Source organism: Streptomyces thermocarboxydus, from assembly GCF_024760485.1.
GTDB classification, from domain to species: domain Bacteria; phylum Actinomycetota; class Actinomycetes; order Streptomycetales; family Streptomycetaceae; genus Streptomyces; species Streptomyces cellulosae.
The window spans coordinates 2,511,996-2,526,274 of the sequence record NZ_CP058273.1 but is presented as its reverse complement, the minus strand read 5'-3'; the positions used below and the strand labels follow the sequence as shown (position 1 = coordinate 2,526,274).

The 14,279-nt window shown below is 72.6% G+C and carries 10 protein-coding genes; 6 read left to right on the top strand and 4 right to left on the bottom strand.

The window, feature by feature from the left end; all coding sequences use genetic code 11:
- Positions 1-36 precede the first annotated feature (36 nt).
- Positions 37-873 carry an endonuclease I family protein gene (locus tag AY578_RS11625; RefSeq protein WP_136239658.1) on the bottom strand — a complete coding sequence of 279 codons (837 nt, stop codon included), beginning with the start codon at positions 871-873 and terminating at the stop codon, positions 37-39.
- A 215-nt stretch (positions 874-1,088) separates the two neighbouring features.
- On the opposite strand from AY578_RS11625, the gene AY578_RS11620 reads away from it, so the two are divergent.
- The 3 genes from AY578_RS11620 (at position 1,089) to AY578_RS11610 (ending at position 6,838) form a co-directional block, all read left to right on the top strand.
- On the top strand, positions 1,089-4,796 hold the full coding sequence (locus AY578_RS11620) for an ABC transporter ATP-binding protein (RefSeq protein ID WP_026244228.1): 3,708 nt from the start codon (positions 1,089-1,091) through the stop codon (positions 4,794-4,796).
- 112 nt (positions 4,797-4,908) lie between these two features.
- Positions 4,909-5,298 (top strand): hypothetical protein, encoded by a 390-nt coding sequence (locus AY578_RS11615; RefSeq protein WP_026244229.1) that lies wholly within the window; start codon positions 4,909-4,911, stop codon positions 5,296-5,298.
- Positions 5,299-5,404: 106 nt separating this feature from the next.
- Positions 5,405-6,838 (top strand): S28 family serine protease, encoded by a 1,434-nt coding sequence (locus AY578_RS11610; RefSeq protein WP_137208406.1) that lies wholly within the window; start codon positions 5,405-5,407, stop codon positions 6,836-6,838.
- 13 nt (positions 6,839-6,851) lie between these two features.
- Here AY578_RS11610 and AY578_RS11605 read toward each other — a convergent pair whose 3' ends face one another.
- The 3 genes from AY578_RS11605 to AY578_RS11595 form a co-directional block, all read right to left on the bottom strand.
- Positions 6,852-7,445 (bottom strand): hypothetical protein, encoded by a 594-nt coding sequence (locus tag AY578_RS11605; protein WP_258902335.1) that lies wholly within the window; start codon positions 7,443-7,445, stop codon positions 6,852-6,854.
- A 245-nt stretch (positions 7,446-7,690) separates the two neighbouring features.
- Complete coding sequence (locus AY578_RS11600) at positions 7,691-9,535, bottom strand: glycoside hydrolase family 3 protein (RefSeq protein WP_258902334.1); 1,845 nt, start codon at positions 9,533-9,535, stop codon at positions 7,691-7,693.
- A gap of 343 nt (positions 9,536-9,878) precedes the next feature.
- Positions 9,879-10,796, bottom strand: coding sequence for a LysR family transcriptional regulator (locus AY578_RS11595; RefSeq protein WP_019527524.1), 918 nt, complete (start codon positions 10,794-10,796; stop codon positions 9,879-9,881).
- A 159-nt stretch (positions 10,797-10,955) separates the two neighbouring features.
- On the opposite strand from AY578_RS11595, the gene AY578_RS11590 reads away from it, so the two are divergent.
- The 3 genes from AY578_RS11590 to AY578_RS11580 all read left to right on the top strand — a co-directional run bounded on the left by AY578_RS11590 (position 10,956) and on the right by AY578_RS11580 (position 14,276).
- Entirely contained in the window at positions 10,956-11,873 is a 918-nt protein-coding gene (locus AY578_RS11590; protein ID WP_019527525.1) for an EamA family transporter, read from the top strand.
- A 309-nt stretch (positions 11,874-12,182) separates the two neighbouring features.
- Entirely contained in the window at positions 12,183-13,040 is an 858-nt protein-coding gene (locus AY578_RS11585) for a CPBP family intramembrane glutamic endopeptidase (protein WP_028959224.1), read from the top strand.
- Positions 13,041-13,052: 12 nt separating this feature from the next.
- Entirely contained in the window at positions 13,053-14,276 is a 1,224-nt protein-coding gene (locus tag AY578_RS11580; protein ID WP_028959225.1) for a sensor histidine kinase, read from the top strand.
- The last annotated feature ends 3 nt before the right edge of the window (positions 14,277-14,279 follow it).

Here is a 14,279-nt window from a genome sequence, read left to right as displayed (position 1 = left end):
CCCTCTTCGTCTGAGGGAGGCCGGCCGAGGTGAGGTCTACCAGATCGACTCGACCCACTCCGGGTGGTCGATGAACGGGTTCCGGTTGTGCTGGTACGACTCGTAGATCACGTCGTTGCGGTGCTGCTCGAAGGCGTCCGGCGGGTCCTGCTCGTTCCACTCCTTGAGTACCGAGAGCTTGCCGATGTACGGCGCGGAGCCGTTGCTCACGCTGTTGTTCGGCTCCAGGTCGGGCCAGCCGTCGGTGCCCTCGTATCGGACCGCCATGTAGAAGATCATGCGGGCCACGTCGCCTTTGACCGCGTCGCGCGGCTCGAAGGAGTCGGAGTCGGTGAGGCTGCCCCCGCCGTTCGCGACGGCGCTGCCGCCGTTGTCGAAGTCCTTGTTGCCGCGGATGCTGTTGACCTGCACGTCCGACGGGCGCAGATGGTGGATGTCGGTGCCGGGACCGGTGGAGGTGCCGAAGTCGCCGTGGGACTTCGCCCAGACGTGCTCGCGGTTCCAGTCGCCGGCGTTCCCGCCGTTCGCGCTCTTGCTGCGGGAGACGCCGGAGTACAGCAGGATCACGTTCCCGCTGTTCGACGGGTCTTCGTCGGTGTCCTTGAGGGCGTCCCAGACGGCCGAGTACGACAGCTTCGTCTGGTCGCTGATGATCGAGTTGAGGGCGGACTTGAGGGCCTCGCCGGTCTTGCCCTCCGCGCCCTCGTAGTAGTCGGCCACCGCGGCTACGCGGGCCTGGGCGGCGGGGGCCTCGTGGGCGGGCGCGGCGGCGCCGGCCGTGGCGGGGGTGAGGGCGGGGACGGCGAGTCCGGCGAGGACGGCGGCGCTCGCCAGCGCCACCGCCTTCCGGCGGCGTATGCGCACAACAGGCATGTGGGGTGTCCGATCTACGCGGGTTGCACAAGGGAGATACCCGAGAGACTGGCATGGACATGCAGTCAAGCGCGTGGAGACAGCGTGTCGATTGCGTGACGAGAATCCGACGTCGCGTAGGCGGTGTGCGTCCACGGAATTGTTGCGGAGGGATGAAATCCGCTTCCGGCGGCGTTGCAGCCTTCCGGAAGATCAGGACGATCGGAGGACACCGCGTGACAGCGCAACGGGGATGGGCACGACGACTGGCCGCCTACGCGTGGCGGCACCCCAGGAACGTCGTCCTGGCCCTCGGTTCCTCCCTCGCGGGTATGGCCGTGATGGCCCTGGTCCCGCTGATCACCAAGGTGATCATCGACGACGTGATCGGGGACAAGACCCGGGACATGGGCACCTGGGCCGGCCTCCTCGTCGCCGCCGCGCTCGCCGTCTACGTCCTCACGTACGTCCGCCGCTACTACGGCGGACGCCTCGCGCTCGACGTCCAGCACGACCTGCGCACCGAGATGTTCGGCTCCATCGCCCGGCTCGACGGCAGACGCCAGGACGAGCTGTCCACCGGGCAGGTCGTCGGCCGCGCCACCAGCGACCTCCAGCTCATCCAGGGCCTGCTCTTCATGCTGCCGATGACCATCGGCAACCTGCTGCTGTTCGTGATCTCCCTGGTGATCATGGCGTCGCTGTCACTGCCGCTCACCGCGATCGCGCTCGCCGTCGCCCCCGCCCTGTGGTGGATCGCCAAGCGCAGCCGCACCCGGCTGCACCCCTCCACCTGGTACGCCCAGGCGCAGGCGGGCGCCGTCGCCGGGGTGGTGGACGGGGCGGTCAGCGGCGTCCGCGTGGTCAAGGGATTCGGCCAGGAGGACCAGGAGACCGGCAAGCTCCGCGAGGTCGGCCGCCGGCTGTTCGCGGGACGCCTGCGCACCATCAGGCTGAACTCCCGCTACACCCCCGCCCTCCAGTCCGTGCCCGCCCTCGGCCAGGTCGCGATGCTCGCCCTCGGCGGCTTCCTCGCGGTGCGCGGCCACATCACGCTCGGCACGTTCGTCGCCTTCTCCACCTACCTCGCCCAGCTCGTCGGCCCGGTCCGGATGCTCGCCGTCGTCCTCACCGTCGCCCAGCAGGCCCGCGCCGGCACCGAACGCGTCCTCGACCTGATCGACACCGAGCCGTCCCTCACCGACGGCACCAAGGAACTGCCCGCCGACGCCCCCGCGACCGTCGAGTTCGACGACGTCGCCTTCGGCTACGACCCCGAGCGGCCCGTCCTCGACGGCCTGTCCTTCGAGATCCGTCCCGGCGAGACCCTCGCCGTGGTCGGCGCCTCCGGCTCCGGCAAGTCCACCGTCTCCCTGCTGCTGCCGCGCTTCTACGACGTCACCCGGGGCGCCGTCCTGGTCGGCGGGCACGACGTCCGCGAGCTGACCACCGCCTCGCTGCGCGCCGCCATCGGCCTGGTCCCGGAGGACTCCTTCCTGTTCTCCGACACCGTCCGCAACAACATCGCGTACGGCCGCCCCGACGCCACCGACGAGCAGATCAGGGCCGCCGCCCGCGCCGCCCAGGCCGACCGCTTCATCGACGAACTGCCCGACGGCTACGACACCACCGTCGGCGAGCACGGCCTCACCCTCTCCGGCGGCCAGCGGCAGCGCATCGCCCTGGCCCGCGCGATCCTCACCGACCCGCGCCTGCTGGTCCTGGACGACGCCACGTCCGCCGTGGACGCCCGCGTCGAGCATGAGATCCACGAGGCGCTCAAGAGCGTCATGCGGGGCCGCACGACCCTGCTGATCGCCCACCGCCGCTCCACCCTCAACCTCGCCGACCGCATCGCCGTCCTCGAGAACGGCCGCCTCGCCGCCCTCGGCACCCACGACGAGCTCCAGCGGACCTCCCCGCTGTACCGGAGGCTGCTCACCGACCCCGACGAGCTGGGCGCCGTCTCCCCGGGCCACACCCCGCCCGCCGGACCCCGCGAGGAGGACTCCTCCGTCCGCGCCGAGCTGGACGCCGAGTTCGACGCCGAGCGGGGCGTCACCCCCCGCCTGTGGACGGGCGACCGTGAGCCCAGGGACACCGCCCTGGACGGCGCCCCGGCCACCCCGGAGCTCCTGGAACAGGTCGCCGCGCTGCCCCCGGCCGACGACGTGCCCGACGTCGACGAGGCCCGCGCCGTCCGCGCCGAGGACTCCTACGGGCTGCGCCGCCTGCTGCAGGGCTTCCGCACACCCCTGCTGATCAGCCTCGCCCTGGTCGCCGTGGACGCCGGGATGGGCCTGCTGCTGCCGATCCTGATCCGGCACGGCATCGACGAGGGCGTCACCCGGGCCGCCCAGGGCGCCGTCTGGGCAGCCGCCCTGCTCGGCCTGCTCACCGTCCTCACCCAGTGGGCGGCCCAGACCGGTGAGATCCGTATGACCGGACGCACCGGCGAACGGGTGCTGTACACCCTGCGGCTGAAGATCTTCGCCCAGCTCCAGCGGCTCGGCCTCGACTTCTACGAGCGCGAGCTGACCGGCCGGATCATGACCCGGATGACCACGGACGTCGACGCGCTGTCCACGTTCCTGCAGACCGGCCTGGTCACCGCGTTCGTCTCGGTCGTCACCTTCTTCGGCATCATGGTCGCCCTGCTGGTGCTCGACGTCGGCCTCGCCCTCGTCGTGTTCGCCACCCTCCCGCTGCTGATCGTCGCCACGTACTTCTTCCGCCGGGCCAGCGTGAAGGCGTACGAGCTGGCGCGGGAGCGGGTGTCGGTGGTCAACGCCGACCTCCAGGAGTCCGTGGCCGGGCTGCGGATCGTGCAGGCCTTCCGCCGCGAGGGCGACGGGGCCCGCCGGTTCGCCGAGCGCAGCGCCGCCTACCGCAGCGCCCGTATCCGCGGCCAGTGGCTGATCTCGGTGTACTTCCCGTTCGTGCAGCTGCTGTCCTCGATCGCCGCGGCGGCGGTCCTCGTGGTCGGCGGCGGCCGGGTGGACGACGGCACGCTCGCCATCGGCTCGCTGGTCGCGTACCTGCTCTACATCGACCTGTTCTTCGCGCCCGTCCAGCAGCTCTCCCAGGTCTTCGACGGCTACCAGCAGGCCTCCGTCTCCCTCGGCCGCATCCAGGACCTGCTGCGCGAACCGACGTCCACCCAGCCCCCGGCGAAGCCGCTCCCGGTGACGTCCCTGCGCGGCGACATCGCCTTCGAGGACGTGCACTTCTCCTACGGCGACGGCGAGGAGGCCCTCACCGCCGTCGACCTGACCATCCCGGCCGGGCAGACCGTCGCGTTCGTCGGCGAGACCGGCGCCGGCAAGTCCACCCTGGTCAAGCTGGTCGCCCGGTTCTACGACCCCACCTCGGGGCGGGTCACCGTCGACGGCACCGACCTGCGCGACCTGGACCTCACGGCGTACCGGCACCGGCTGGGCGTCGTGCCGCAGGAGGCGTACCTGTTCCCCGGCACCGTCCGCGACGCCATCGCCTACGGCCGTCCCGACGCCACCGACGCCGAGGTGGAGGCCGCGGCCCGCGCGGTCGGCGCGCACGAGATGATCGCCACCCTGGAGGGCGGCTACCTCCACGAGGTCGCCGAGCGCGGCCGCAACCTGTCGGCGGGCCAGCGCCAGCTGATCGCGCTCGCCCGCGCCGAACTGGTGAACCCCGACGTGCTGCTGCTCGACGAGGCCACCGCCGCCCTGGACCTCGCCACCGAGGCCCAGGTCAACGCGGCCACCGACCGCCTGGCCGGCCGCCGCACCACGCTGGTCGTCGCCCACCGGCTGACCACCGCCGCCCGCGCCGACCGGGTCGTCGTCATGGACCACGGCCGCGTCGCCGAGGACGGCACGCACGAGGAACTGCTGCGCAAGGGCGGCCGGTACGCCGCGCTGTGGCGGACGTTCGTCGGCGAGGACGTACCCGCACCGGCCTGATCCGGCCGCCCGCCACCGGCGCACGCCGGCTCGCGCAACCGTGCGGCCTACGCCGTGCGTCCGTACACGCGTACGCCGTCGGTTCCGGCGGGCTCGGTACGGGAGGACGACTGTGCGCAGTGGAGCGATACACCGCCGGCTCGCGGCGGGCCTTGCGGTGCTGACCACGGCGGGGCTGCTCGCCCTGGCCGCACCCGCCCAGGAGGCGGAGGCGGCCGCGCTGTGTCCCGGACGCAAGATGCGGACCCTGCCGTTCTCCACCGGATCCGTGCTCGTCTACAAGCGCGGCGGCTACGTCTGCGCCGTCACCGTCGCCAAGAAGCAGGGCGTGAAACGGAAGATGGCGGTGAGCGTACGGGCGCGCGGCGGGCGGCCCGTGGTCGACGAGGGCCAGTTCGCCTACCACGCGGGCCCGGTGACCGTGCACGCCGGACGCCGCTGTGTGTGGGTCACCGGCCAGGTCGCGGGAGACTCCGTCAGCTCCGGCTGGATCCTCTGCTGACCCGCGTGTCCGCAAGAGGCGCACAGGGATTTCCCTATGGCCCCTGGTGCGGTGAGGAGTTGGTCGAGTAGCTTCCGGCGCACATCTGTCTCACAGGGGAGTGCGCATGCGCAAGGCGCTCAGATGGCTGCTGGCGCTCACGGTGCTCATAGGCACACTGAGCACGGCCGGGGCGGCCACCGCCGCCGAGCCGGCCGCCACCGGCACCACTGACATCAAGGAGAGGCTGCTCGCGATCCCGGGCATGAGCCTCATCGAGGAGAAGCCGTACACCGGGTACCGCTTCTTCGTCCTGAACTACACCCAGCCGGTCGACCACCGCAGGCCCTCCAAGGGCACGTTCCAGCAGCGGATCACCGTGCTGCACAAGGACACCGCGCGGCCCACCGTCTTCTACACCGGCGGCTACAGCGTCTCCACGACGCCCCGCCGCGCCGAGCCGACCCAGATCGTGGACGGCAACCAGGTCTCCATGGAGTACCGCTTCTTCACCCCGTCCCGGCCCGAGCCGGCCGACTGGTCCAAGCTGGACATCTGGCAGGCCGCCAGCGACCAGCACCGCATCTTCACCGCGCTGAAGAAGATCTACAGCGAGAACTGGCTCTCCACGGGCGGCTCCAAGGGCGGCATGACCGCCACCTACTACGAGCGCTTCTACCCGAAGGACATGGACGGCGTGGTCGCCTACGTCGCCCCGAACGACGTGGTGAACAAGGAGGACTCGGCCTACGACCGGTTCTTCCGCACCGTCGGCACCAAGGAGTGCCGCGACCGGCTCAACGGCGTGCAGCGCGAGGCGCTGGTGCGCCGGGCCCCGCTGGAGAAGAAGTACGCCGCCTACGCCGCCGAGAACGGCTACACGTTCGACACCATCGGCAGCCTGGACCGCGCCTACGAGGCGGTCGTCCTGGACTACGTGTGGGGCTTCTGGCAGTACAGCACCGTCGCCGACTGCGAGGAGATCCCGGCGGACGCCAAGAACGCCACCGACGACGAGATCTGGACCTCGGTCGACACGATCTCCGGCTTCTCGTTCTACACGGACCAGGGCCTGAGCCCGTACACGCCGTACTACTACCAGGCCGGCACCCAGCTGGGCGCGCCGACCATCCACTTCCCGCACATCGAGAAGAAGTACGTCCGCTACGGCTACCAGCCGCCGCGCAACTTCGTGCCGCGCTCCATCGACATGAAGTTCCAGCCGCACGTCATGCGGGACGTCGACACCTGGGTCCGCAACAACGCCCGGCAGATGCTGTTCGTGTACGGCGAGAACGACCCGTGGGGCGCCGAGCCGTTCCGCCTCGGCAAGGGCGCGCGCGACGCGTACGTCTTCACCGCGCCCGGCATGAACCACGGCGCCAACGTGGCCGGTCTGGTCGAGAAGGAGAAGGCGCTGGCCACGGCGAAGATCCTGGAGTGGGCGGGCGTCGCCCCGAACGCCGTCCAGGCGAACCCGGCGGCCGCCAAGCCGCTGGCGAAGTTCGACGCCAAGCTCGACAAGCGGGACGCCGAACCGCGGTTCGCGCTCCGTCCGTGAGGCCGGGGCGGGGTCACACCGGGACGGCGCAGCCGACCGGCGCGGCCCCGCCCAGCCGGACGTAGAGGGCCGTGGACGCCGGGCACTTCGACCGGGCGTCCACGGCCTTCGTCACCTTGAACTCCGGTTCCCTGGGCCCGCTTCCGTCGCAGGCGGTCTCCCGCACCCTGCCGCTGTCGAGGGCGTACACGCAGTCGCCGACGACGGTGCGCGGGCCGCCCCCGCCGCCCGGGTCGCCCGGGTGCGGCGGCTGGAGGTGCCGCATGCAGGCGTAACCGCGGGGCACCATGCCGTCGCCGTCCTCGTCTGCGGCCGGCCACTGCTCGCTGATGTGCAGCACGAAGTCGGTGGTGGGCGGGCAGAGCGGCCCGTCGCGCGCGGTCCCGTCGTGCCGGGCGGCCACCCGGGCCGCCGCGCGTTCGCTCCCGCAGGACACCTCGGTGAAGCTGGTGCGGCCGAAGGAGCTGCACTCGCCGACGTCGAGGAACACCGCCCCGTACCCCGTGGGCCGCACCGGCGACGCCACGGCCGCCGTCCCGCCCGCCGCGTCCGGCGGCGCCTGACGGCACCCGGCGAGCAGCACCACCCCCGCCAGGACCGCGCCCACGGCCCCAGGCCCCCATCCGCGCACCCGCATCGTCGTCCCCCCGGAAGATACCCGCCCCCAGCCTGGCCGCCGGCCGCCCGGACACACCAGACAAGTGGGGGTGTTTGCGCATATGGGGTGCGATGGGCCGGACGGGTGGCGTAGGGGGGATTACGCCCGGCCGGGGAGACGCCGTGATCACGGCTGACCAGGACACCTCGTCCGGACCGCCTCGACGGCACGGTCCGGACGGGCGTCCCCGGCCGTCAGTACGTCAGCCCGTGCCCCACCGGGTACAGCACCGCCGTCGGGTCGTCGGCGCGCTGGACCGGGACCGGGAGGGTGCCGCGGGGGCGGACCTTGCCGGCGATCGCGCGGGCCGCCGCGCGGAGTTCGACGTCGGTCCAGGAGTACGACGCCAGGTAGCCGCGCACGCCGGGCAGGTGGGCCACGTCGTAGGGGTTGCGGATCGCCACCGCGACGACCGGCTTCCCGGTCGCCAGCAGCTGCTCGACGAGCGTCTTCTGGCTGCTGGACGCGGTGACGTTGTACGTCCCCACGACCACCGCGTCCGCGTCCTGCGCGGCCGCCACGGCCTTGGCGATCGTCGCCGCCGAGGGCGCCGTGCCCGTGGAGAGGGCGGTCGCCGTGAAGCCCTGCTCGGTCAGGGCGTCCGCGAGCACCCCGGTGGGCGGGCCCGTGGTGCCGGACGGGGACGCCGGGTCGGCGCCGACCACCAGCAGCTTGGGCGTGCGGCGGCGGGACAGCGGCAGCAGGCCGCCCTCGTTGACCAGCAGGGTCGTGCCGTGCTCGGCGATCCGGTCGGCGGCGGCCAGGTGCGAGCGGGCGCCGACCACGCGGTCCACGCCCGCGTGGGTGACGTACGGGTCGTCGAAGAGGCCCAGACGGGCCTTCAGACGCAGCACCCGCAGGATTGATTCGTCGAGGCGGGCCTCCGTCAGCTCGCCGTCCCGCACCGCCTGGAGCACCGCGTTCCACGCGACGTCCAGGGACGGCGGGTTGAGCAGCTGGTCCACGCCCGCCTTCAGCGCCAGCACCGGCACCCGGTCGTCGCCGTACTTGGTGCGCACGCCCTCCATGCCGAGGGAGTCGGTGACCACGACGCCGTCGTAGCCGAGCTCCTCGCGCAGGATGCCGGTGAGGATCGGGTGGGACAGCGTGGCCGGGTCCTCGGCGCCGTCGAGCGCCGGCACGACGATGTGCGCGGTCATGATCGAGTCGATGCCCGCGGCGATCGCCGCCCGGAACGGCGGCGCGTCCAGCTCCTCCCACTGCTCGCGCGTGTGGCGGATCGTGGGCAGGTCCTCGTGGCTGTCCGTGGTCGTGTCGCCGTGCCCCGGGAAGTGCTTGGCGGTGGCCGCCACACCGGACGACTCGTAGCCCCGCACCTCCGCCGCGACCAGCTCGGCGACGGCGTCCGGGTCGGCGCCGAAGGAGCGCACGCCGATGACCGGGTTGGCCGGGTTGACGTTCACGTCGGCGACCGGGGAGTAGTTCTGACGGATGCCCAGGGCGCGCAGCTCCCGGCCCGCGATCCGGCCCAGGTTGCGCGCGTCCGAACGCGAGCCGCCCGCACCGACGTTCATCGCGCCCGGCATCAGCGTCGCGGGCTCGCCCACGCGGGCCACGATGCCGTGCTCCTGGTCGGTCGAGATCAGCACGGGCAGTCCGCGCGGGAGACCGAGGGACGCCTTCTGGATGCCGTTGGACAGGTCGGCGATCTGGTGCGGGTCGCGGGTGTTGTGCGCCCAGGCGAAGTAGATGATGCCGCCGACCCGGTACTTGGCGACCAGCTCGGCGGCCGTGCGCACCCCGATCTCGGACAGGTTGGCGTCGATGTCCGCCTGGTCGGGGTCGGTGGCGGAGTGGCCGTAGACCCGCATCACGAACAGCTGGCCGACCTTCTCCTCCAGCGTCATACGGGAGATGAGGGCGCGCAGCTTGCGGTCGTCGGGACGGTGCGCGCCGGTGGCCGCGTGGACCGTGCCGCCGGCCGCCAGGACGGAGGTGACGCCCGCCGTCGCGGCGAGGACGGTACGTCTGGACGGGCGGGCGGTGCTTGCCGTGGATCCGGGGCTGCTGTCGGGCACGTGCGCTCCTTTGGGAGGTGATCCGCGGGGGACCGGGGATCCGCTGAAGGAAACTGCCAGGAGGTCACCAATATCCGGGAAGTTTCTGCCAGTCAAGGGCATGTGCAGCATCCGGAGGGGACGGAGAGGGGCCGTCGTCGGCGCGGCGGGAGGGGGGCGGCGCCGACGACGGCGGGCTGCCGGCCGGGGCGCGGCGCCGAGGGGGGACAGCGGCCGCGGCCGGCGCGAGGTTCCGGCACGGCGTCGCGCACCGGGCCGGACCGGCAGCTCGGCGGTGGGACGTACGGGGGCGGCGACGGGTTCCGCCCTTTTCCGAGGGCGTTCTCCGTGGCTCTCGTGTGTGTCAGCGGGGCCCGTGCGCCGACACGGACGGCCAGTGCGCGACCAGGGTGCGGACCGTCTCCGCGATCGCAGGCCGGCGCGCCGCCCCCGTGCGCCACAGCGCGTACAGCCGTCGTACGGGCATCGGGTCGAGCGGCACCTCGACGACCCCGGCGGGCAGCGGACCGCGGCCGAGACGAGGAATCAGCGCGATGCCCAGCCCGGCCGCGACCAGGGCGACCAGGGTCGGGTTCTCGTCGGCCATGTGCACGATCTCCGGCTCGTGCCCGGACGCCCGCAGGGTCCGCACCAGCCACTCGTGGCAGACCCGCCCCGGCGGCTGGCAGATCCACCGCTCCCCGGCCAGCTCCTCCCGCCGCACACCCGTCCGCCCCGCGAACCGGTGCCCCTCGGGTACCAGCAGGTCGCACAGGTCGTCCCCGATCACCGTCTGCTCCACGTTCGCCGGGGCGGGCAGCGGCGCGATGTCCCAGTCGTGCGCCACCACCAGGTCGACGGCCCCCTTGGCGACGAGGTCCACCGACAGATGCGGGTCCACCTCGGTGAGCCGGGTGTCCAGCGCGGGATGCCGGCGCGCCAGGTCGGCCAGCACCGGCGGCATCAGCCCGCGCGCGGCCGACGCGAACGCGGCGACGGTCAGCCGCCCGGACGGCACCCCGCGCCGCTCCTCCAGCTCCGTCTCCGCGCGCTCCACGATGGCGATCAGCTCCCGCGCGGCGCGCACCAGTTGATGCGCCTCGTCGGTGAGCCGCACGCCCCGGCCCTCGCGCTCCAGCAGCACGGTCCGCGTCTCCCGCTCCAGCTTGGCGATCTGCTGCGAGACGGCGGACGAGGTGTAACCGAGCGCGGAGGCGGCGGCGCCGACGGTGCCGTGCACGGAGACGGCGTGCAGGGCGCGCAGACGCTGGAGGTCGAGCATGACCGCTCCTGGGATCGGATCGCTCCTGGTTGATCAGCGATGCTTGGTTGATCAGCGACGGCTGATTGATCAGCGATGCTGATTGATTAGCGATGCTTCATCCAACCATGCAGGGATCGTCGCTGGTGCTGAAGTGTCGGCTCCGGGGATGCTCGACGCATGCGACCTGCACACGTCTTCCTCGCCGTCCTCGTCGCCGCCGTGTGGGGAGTGAACTTCACGGTCATCGAGGTCGGCCTCGACCACTTTCCGCCGCTGCTCTTCTCCGCGCTGCGCTTCCTGGTCGCGGCCCTGCCCGCGGTGTTCCTCGTGGGCCCGCCGAAGGTCGCCTGGAAGTGGATCGTAGGGGTCGGGCTGGCCCTGGGCGTCGCCAAGTTCGGCCTGCTCTTCATCGGCATGGACGTCGGCATGCCGGGTGGCCTGTCCTCCCTGGTCCTCCAGGTCCAGGCGGTGTTCACGGCCCTGTTCGCCGTCGTGCTGCTCGGCGAGCGTCCCACCCGGGTGCGTGTGGCGGGCATGGCGGTGGCTCTGGCCGGCATCGGCGTGGCGGCGGTCGACGAGGGCGCCTCGGGCCCGCTGACCGGCTTCGCCCTGGTCGTCGCGGCGGCGGCCTGCTGGGGCGTCTCCAACATCCTCACCCGCAAGGCGTCCCCGCCCGACTCCCTCAACTTCATGATCTGGGTCAGCACGGTCCCCGTGCTCCCGCTGCTCGCCCTCTCCCTGCTGCTGGAGGGCTGGTCGGCGGACCTGGAGGCCCTGCGCTCCCTTGACTGGCCGGGCGCGGGCACGGTCCTCTACGTCGCCTGGGGGGCGACGGTCTTCGGCTTCGGCGCCTGGGGCTGGCTCCTCCACCGCCACCCCGCGTCCACGGTGGCCCCGTTCTCGCTCCTGGTCCCGGTCTTCGGCATGACATCGGCGGCCCTGTTCCTGGACGAGTCGATCACCCCCCTACGGTGGTGCGCGGCGGCCCTGCTGGTGGGAGGGGTGGCACTGACGTCCCTGACCCCCGGTTCCCCCAGGGGCACGGGGAACAGCGCGAGCAACCACGACGAACCCGCACGAGTGAACAGCGCGTGACCACCTCCTCCCAGGAGCGCGAGCAACGACGACGCACCCGCACCAGGCGAACGGCGCGTGACCACCCCCTCCCAGGAGCGCGAGCAACGACGACGCACCCGCACCAGGCGAATGGCGCGAGACCACCCCCTCCAGGGGCGCGGGGAACGGCGCGAGCAACCCCCACACCGCCGCCCCGACCGACGACCGCAGGCCCCATCCCCCGTAAGAGCTACCCCAGTTGTCCATCCGGGGGTGATCCCGCACACCCCCCGAATTCCTAGCGTGTTCTCAGGTCGCCGAAGGAGCGACCACTCAGGGGAGACCACCATGGAACCGACGAAGGAACTCACGAAACGCGGCCGCCTGGGCCACCTCACCCGCACCCCTCTCGGCTGGATGCTCACCGGCATGGCCGCCGTAGCCCTCATCTCCGCCCTCACGGCGACGGGCCCGGGCCCCGTACCTCTCCTCGGCGCGGCCGCAGCCATCGCCGCGTACGCCGTCGTCATGCGCCGCGTCGCCCACCGCCCCACCCTGGAGATCGCCCGCCCCGGCGCGGCCCGCGAAACCCTGCGCGGCGCCGCGGTCGGCCTCGGCTTCATCCTCCTCTCCGCCCTCCTCATCACCACGCTCGGCGGCTACTCGTTCTCCTGGTCAGGCGACGGCGTCGTATCCGTCATATGGACCGCGGTCGTCACACAGGCCGCCGCCGCGATCACCGAAGAACTCCTCTTCCGCGGCCTTGCCCTCCAGGCACTGGAACACCTCTGGGGCAGCAAGACGGCCCTCGCCATCACCTCCCTCTTTTTCGGCGTGGCCCACCTCGGCGCCGAAGGCGCGACCCTATGGAGCGGCGTCGCGATCGCCGTGGAGGCGGGCCTCCTCCTCGGCGCCGCGTTCCTGTGGCGGCGTAGCATCTGGTTCGTCGTGGGCCTGCACTTCGCCTGGAACACCACGGAGCAACTGCTCGGCATCCCGGTCTCCGGGCACGCCCCAGACGGCCTGTTCACCGTCGACGTCCACGGCTCCGCGCTCCTGACCGGAGGCGCGTTCGGCCTGGAGGGGTCGCTCGTGCCCGTCCTCGTCGGTGTGGCGCTCGCCGTCCCCATGCTGGTCCTCGCCCGCCGCGCCGGCCGCCTGAGGAACCGCCACGAAGCGCGCGCCGCCGACATGGACCGACCGTAGGAGAGAACGGACATGACGCGCCCTCAGGCCCCCTGGAGCAACCCAGCGCTCCGCACCGCGCTCGCCCGATGGCAGGAGCAGGACGCCCTCCTCAAGGACGGCGTCCTCGCCCTGGTCCTCACCGCGCCGGCCTTCGTACCCACCCTCTCCGGCGTAGGCGCCCAGATCGGCGACCTGCCCGAGCGCACGCCGGACACGCTGGGCATCGCCCTGGTCCTGGCACAGACCCTCCCGCTCGCGGCCCGCCGCAGATGGCCCGCGGCCTGCCTGGTCGCCGTCGCGGCGACGTTCGCCGCACACCAGGCGCTGGGTTACGCCACGACCTTCGCGAGCGTCGGCCTGTACGTGGCCCTGTACTCCGCCGGAGCCCACCAGGTCCGCTTCCGCCGGAGCCTGGCCGTCCTGGCGAGCGTGGGTTACGCCGCACTGGCGGTCGCCCTGGACCGCCTCGGCTCACCCAACGACGTACCGGACTACCTCGCGTTCGGCCTGATCCTGGCCGCCGTCCGGCTGGCGGGCGGCTCGATGCGCAGACGGCGTGCGGAGGAGGCGGAGCGTCGGCGGCTGGAGGCGGAGGCGGCGAAGGCCACCGAGCGGGCGCGGATCGCCCGCGAGCTGCACGACGTGGTCACCCACCATGTGACGGCCATGGTGGTCCAGGCCGACGCGGCGCAGTATCTGCTGACGTCCGCGCCGGAACGCGCCGGCGAGGGCCTGGCCGCCGTCAGCGACACCGGCCGCCGCGCGCTGACCGAACTGCGGTCCCTGCTCGGCGTCCTGGAGGCGACCGGCGAGGCCGCGTCCGCCGACCTGGAACGCACGGGCGGCCGGGCGCCCGCCCTGGGACGGGTGGGCGACCTGGTGGAGCAGGCGCGCAGGTCGGGCCAGCCCGTCGAGCTCACGGAGCACGGCGAGCCGCGTCCGCGCGGTGTGGACGTGGAGCTGGCCGCGTACCGGGTGGTGCAGGAGGCTCTGACCAACGCCCTGAAGTACGCGACGGGGGAACCCACCCGGGTCGTGCTCCGGCACGGCGGGGAGCACCTCGGCATCGAGGTGGCCACCGACGGACCGGCTGCCGCACCGGCCCCGCGGCGACCGGACCTGTCGGGCGGACGCGGACTGGCCGGACTGCGTGCACGGGTGCGGCTGCTCGATGGTGAACTGGAGGCCGGTCCCCGGCCCGAGGGCGGGTTCGAGGTCCGCGCGACGATCCCGTCCCAGCCCGTACAGGAGTGACCC